The organism is Microcystis sp. LSC13-02, from assembly GCA_002282935.1.
GTDB lineage: Bacteria > Cyanobacteriota > Cyanobacteriia > Cyanobacteriales > Microcystaceae > Microcystis.
Window position 1 is genome coordinate 1 of the sequence record MTBT01000172.1, and the last position, 5,689, is coordinate 5,689.

General features: G+C 43.7%; 3 protein-coding genes. 2 read left to right on the forward strand and 1 reads right to left on the reverse strand.

What is annotated here, in order from left to right; all coding sequences use genetic code 11:
* Nucleotides 1-335: 335 nt before the first annotated feature.
* Complete coding sequence (locus BGL89_RS10355) at nt 336-2,060, reverse strand: diflavin flavoprotein (RefSeq protein WP_286825644.1); 1,725 nt, start codon at nt 2,058-2,060, stop codon at nt 336-338.
* Between the two features lie 626 nt (nt 2,061-2,686).
* Here BGL89_RS10355 and BGL89_RS10360 point away from each other — a divergent pair.
* Both BGL89_RS10360 and BGL89_RS10365 read left to right on the forward strand, forming a co-directional pair.
* Nucleotides 2,687-3,106 carry a HEAT repeat domain-containing protein gene (locus tag BGL89_RS10360; protein WP_286825645.1) on the forward strand — a complete coding sequence of 140 codons (420 nt, stop codon included), beginning with the start codon at nt 2,687-2,689 and terminating at the stop codon, nt 3,104-3,106.
* Between the two features lie 818 nt (nt 3,107-3,924).
* A complete protein-coding gene (locus BGL89_RS10365) occupies nt 3,925-5,319 on the forward strand; it encodes a DUF2252 domain-containing protein (RefSeq protein ID WP_286825646.1) in 1,395 nt (464 codons plus the stop codon).
* Nucleotides 5,320-5,689: the final 370 nt, after the last annotated feature.

Below are 5,689 nucleotides of genomic sequence, written 5' to 3' on the forward strand. Positions count from 1 at the left end.
TTTTTGCATAGTCTGATAGTTTCATGTCTATATATTACCATGCCTGACTATATCTGACCATATTTGCATTGAAACTTTACAATACTAAATCTGGTTATTAAAAACTGATTATTTATTCTCCGTTTTGCATGAGTGCCTCTTGCATGAGTGCCTCTCCTGATATCTAGCCTATACTCAACGGATTTAGTCTGAGTTTTCGGTTCACTGATTACTGTTCACTGTTTACTGATCACTGGAAAAAGCTGACTAACTGGTTGAGAGGTTAAACAATCTCAAAAGCTGAGATCAAGCATCTTGATCTGTATTTTCTCAACCAGTCAAATCAAGCAAGAATCCTAATAATAATTACCGACTTTGCGATGGTGAACAGCCGTTAAACCATCAGGTTGAGAAACGCGACCATCGGTGACTTTATTGTAAACAATCCAGTGGTCAGCACATTCCATACGACTAACTACCTCACATTCTAAATAAGCGAGGGCATCGGCTAAAATTGGGGAACCATTATTAGCGGTGCGAGTATTGACTCCTGCAAAACGATCTTCCCCAGGTCCGAAACGTTTTAAAAAGTGTTTCATCAGGGTTTGATAATTGCCTTCTTCCAGAATATTTAAAACGAATTGATCCCCCACTTGCAGTAAAGACTCGATCGCCCGATCTTTGGCCACAGCAACGGTAAAACCGGGAGGATCAAAACTTGCTTGAGTCACCCAAGAAGCGACCATTGCCCCGCTTCTGTCTCCTTTCTTGGTGGTAATAATATATAAACCACCGCTAATCCGTCCGATGGCTTTATCAAGGTCAGTATCGAGGGATTTTCTTTGTTTAACTTTTACCTCTTGGGTTAATAGTTGTCCCATATCTGTCCCCGCTTCTTCACAGCGTTGATAGAGACTCTCGTTAGGAGTTTCCGAGCTACGAATGGGATCGAAAGCTTTGGTTAAGCCAACTTCGAGAAACTTATTAAATAGAGGTAAAATCGGTTCATCATCACCCCCTTGACATTCAAACATTCCGAGGTATTGTTTGGGGTTAACCGAGGCGAGAATTGTGCCTAGATTCCCCGTAATTTCTTGGGCATGAATACCAGAAACGGGGGGAGTACCGATGACGATTCCCACCGCGGAAGAAGCTAATTCTTTTACCTCTTGGGGATCGGCGGATTTCAGGTCTAGAGTTTCTACAGCCACACCAGTTTTAGTAATACCTTTGGCAATAGATTGACAGAGGCGATCGCTATAACCATAGTCGGAAATATAGAAAACAGCGACGGTTTTTTCTGCCTTAGTTTGTGCCTGACTCCAATCACGATAATGGCTTAATAATTCGGTAATATTATGTTTTAATACCGGTCCATGACCATTAGCCACGAGATTAATATTACCCAAGGGTTCCATCCGTTTCATCGCCGCTAGTACCGAACGAGCATTAGGAGCCATTAAACATTCATAATAGAAACGATAATCCGGTTCAATAGCACTTAATTGCTCATCGTAAAGATCATCGGAACAGTAGTGCATTCCAAAAGCATCACAGGTAAATAAAATTCCCGAACCGTGATCGTAGGTAAAAATAGTATCGGGCCAGTGTAAATTAGGAGCGTTAACGAATTCGAGAATGTGACCGTTGCCTAGGTCTAACTGATCGCCATTTTTGACCAGTTGACGTTGAAAAGGATGATGAACTAAATTCTCTAAAAACTGAATTGCTACTTTCGACCCAACGACGGTAATATTGGGAGCAAGTTGCAATATATCTCTGACCAAACCACTGTGATCGGGTTCGGTATGACTGATAATTAAATAATCGATTTCTTGGGGGTTAATTAATCCGTTGAGACTATCAAAATATAGTTGACGGAATTTTTCGTGAGAGGTATCCACAAGGGCGATTTTTTCCCCACGAATCAGATAGGAATTATAAGTCGTACCGTTTTGTAATCCGAATTCAATATCGAAGCGATCGCGATCCCAATCGAGGGAACGAATAGCAGTAGTGTCTGCGGTGAGATCGGCCACCTGCACGGTGAGACGTTTTGTTTTGACTGGTGTAGCAACCATCGAAACTCTCCTTATTGTTAAGTTTTTTATACTTTGTCTCTATTGTGCCACGAGAAAATTAAGTATGGAGATTTATTTTCTCATAATTATTTATCACAGTTATCTTAATGGTCAGGTAGGAGTCGATCGTCGATAGCGAATTAGCTTATACTTCATCTTTATGAGAAACGCTCTCTAGGGATCTGTGTGGGGAAATGGGTGTTATACGCTCCAGTCAAATTAAATTTTCCCACTAGCGATCGCTTTTCGGCGGGAACAGAGAATTAGATAAGAAATACCAATATTTTATCGCCATCAGCTTTTAGCCACAATTCAATTGAGTATAAAATAATCTCAGAAAAAGCCTCCAGAAAATGTCAAATCAACCATGAAAACAATCAGGTCGCTGACTCAGAGCTTGAGCTTCCAGAGTTTTCGGACGGTTCTTTCCTTGAGTCAGCGTGGGAGCAAATCCTTTGGACATGAGCAATTCTGGTGTCTAGGGGAACAAGAGGAATTATCTCCTAGCAGCCAGATTCAGACAAGGAAGGCTGAAAATTTGCCATGCCCCTTGCCTACACTCTATTACTTGTCTTAGATGTCTGTATAATTTGCTACATTTTTAGATGCGCTTACCCTGGATTGGAATGGTAATACTTTTAAGCACGATAGACAATTATATAGTGATACCAATTTTAATTGAGGCACTGAAGAATTCTGATAAAACTGTCAGAGCTTTAGCGGCACAAACTTTAGGAAATATCGGCAACTGGGAAGCAGTACCAGCTTTAACCGAAGCACTGACAGATGCAGATGATTATGTTTTAGAATCAGTAGCAGAAGCATTAGAAGAGATAGGCGACTTAAGAACATTGAAACAAATAATTTATCGTTGGGATATTGATATTTATGAATCAAATATCTTTCTGCTTGCCAGAAAACTCGCTATCCGCTATCGCAAAACTAAAAACTCAGTTATTCCAGTTTATCGTCAGCGATTCAGGTTTCTAGTGAAGCGTGTTAGAGCCATTATTGTTATGATAATCTCATCATTAAGAGGTAAATAAAACCTCGACTATAGCAAACTCGTAATTCCCACTGAGAAAGCCAAGCTGAAACCTGAATTTATGGTTTATGATGAGATATATGGAAAGGACGATAAAACACTTGAGTAAAAAGATACTTCCTGTTGCCATCGCCTTGTCGATACTGGTACTAACAGGAGAATTGACGGCGCATATCATCGGAGAAATCTTCTGGTTTCAAGAGGTAGGATATATAAGCTGTTCATAATTTAAATTGCTTGGGCCAGACGAGGCAAGAGGCAACAGGCAAGAGTCAACAGTAAAGGGATTGAAGGAGATTTAGCTAATCTAAGGATGGGCGGTTAAAATGCGTCTTAGCTTACTACCGAATCATTACCAAAAAAAATAAACAGAAAACTTCTTACAGAAGTCGGGCAAGGGGGAAATTTTCACCTTTAACCTGAAATATACCCCCCTTTTCCCGACAAAAGAGCGAGATTTTAGCCCCTGGCAGAAGGCTGACCATTAGATAAAATTTTGTTACGAGCATTCCGCCAGCAATTTTTGAGCAAGATATAATCGAAGTAGTAGGGCTGCCATTGGGCTAAAAGTTAAGCAAATTTAAGAGATAGCCATTTCAGAAAAAATGTATCATCGATAATGTTGAGCTTCCCCGAATAAGAAGCGAGTGAAGATTAATTGTTGAACCGAGCATCAGAAGCTATCTCTAAAGGAGCAAATGTTAGAAAGTTATCCCATTCGGGGAACCATCACTATTGACTTATCTATTTCCTATTGCTTGTATTCATTTAGTCATCTAACAGCAAGGGATGTAATCTCATTCAGGGGAAAAAGTCGCTATGAACCACCAAATAGAAACCCCGATCCGCTCATCTTCTCAAGCTCGATTCCGTTCACGGGAAGAACGCATCCAGATCGGTAAATCCCTCCGGGAGCGATTGCCGCGTTCTAGCCACGCCATCTGGCAACCCCCCGCAGCTGGTCGAGAGCCGATCGAGATCATCGAAGCATCAAATCGAGGGCGATTACAGGAATTGATTCCTATCCGCTACGGACGAATGTTGCGGAGTCCCTTTACCTTCCTGCGCGGTTCCGCTGCTTTGATGGCCTACGATCTGGCCACCACTCCCAAAACCGACGTTATCGTGCAGGCCTGCGGGGATTGCCACCTGTTGAACTTCGGATTTTTTGCCACCCCCGAACGCAATTTAGTCTTCGATATTAACGATTTCGACGAAACCCTACCCGCACCTTGGGAATGGGATCTCAAGCGTCTAGTGGTCAGCTTTGTCATCGCCGGCAGGGATAGCGATCTATCCGATCAAGAATCGAAGGCGGCGGCGATCGATTGCGCTCGTTCCTATCGAGAACACCTGCGGGAATATTCTCGCCTCAGTCCCTTAGAGATATGGTACACGCGCATAGGAGCAGAACAGGCGATCGAGATGGCTCCCGACGAAAAGACGCGGAAGATACGGGAACAGATGATGGCAAAAGCCCGCGAGCGCATCATCGAACATCTTTACCCCAAGATCGTCACTCAAACCGGGGGACGCAATCGCTTTGTCGATCAGCCGCCCATTCTCTACCATGTCAACGAACCGGATTGGGAGACTCTCGTGCGCGAGGGTCTGGAAGACTATCGCCAATCCCTGCCGGAGGAACGCCGGGTCCTCTTTGATCGCTACCAGTTAGAGGACTTTGCCCTGAAAGTGGTAGGCATTGGCAGTGTCGGCACTAGATGTTATATCGCCCTATTTTTCTCGGAAGACAACCATCCCCTCATCCTACAAGTTAAGGAAGCCTGCCCTTCGGTTCTGGAACCCTATACCGCCAAGAGCCAGTACGAAAATCAGGGACAACGGGTGGTTACAGGCCAGAGATTGATGCAATCCTCTAGCGACATATTTTTAGGCTGGACCCAGGGAAGACGGGGCAAAGACTTCTATTTACGGCAACTGCGGGATATGAAGTTTTCCCTACCCATTGAGGGAGTGTCGGCTGTCCAACTGCAACGCTACGCCGAGTTCTGTGGCTGGACCTTAGCCCGCGCCCACGCTAAATCTGGAGACGCAGCCACCATTAGCGGTTATTTGGGGAAAGGAGATCAGTTCGATCTAGCGATGGGCGAGTTTGCGATCGCTTATGCCGAGCAGACAGAACGAGATCACGCCGCTTTGGTGGAAGCGGTCAAAACAGGACGGGTCGAGGCTTTGGTAGAAGAAGATTTATAGCATTAAGCTATCAGCCATCAGCCTGTTATTTCTCGACCTTAGATTAGGGGCGCGAGCTTTGCGCCCCCACATTGCAGCTGGTATTGTAAAGTTTTGTAGAAAATATACGCAAATAACAGCAAACAACTGCTACTGTGGTTAGTGCAAGTTTACCTTACAGTTCAAATAAAACTATCAGATTATGCCAAGAAAAAGGGGTTTTGCGCTCGACTGTATTCAATAAGACGAAGAACAAGAAAAACCGAATGTTTAATTAGGGTCTGCTGAAAAAGTTTTTCCTGGGGGTAGGAGTCAGGAGTCAGGAGTCAGGAGTCAGGAGTCAGGAGTTTCAGGCTTTGTTGCCCTTGTTTTTTGTACCAAGCGATGTACT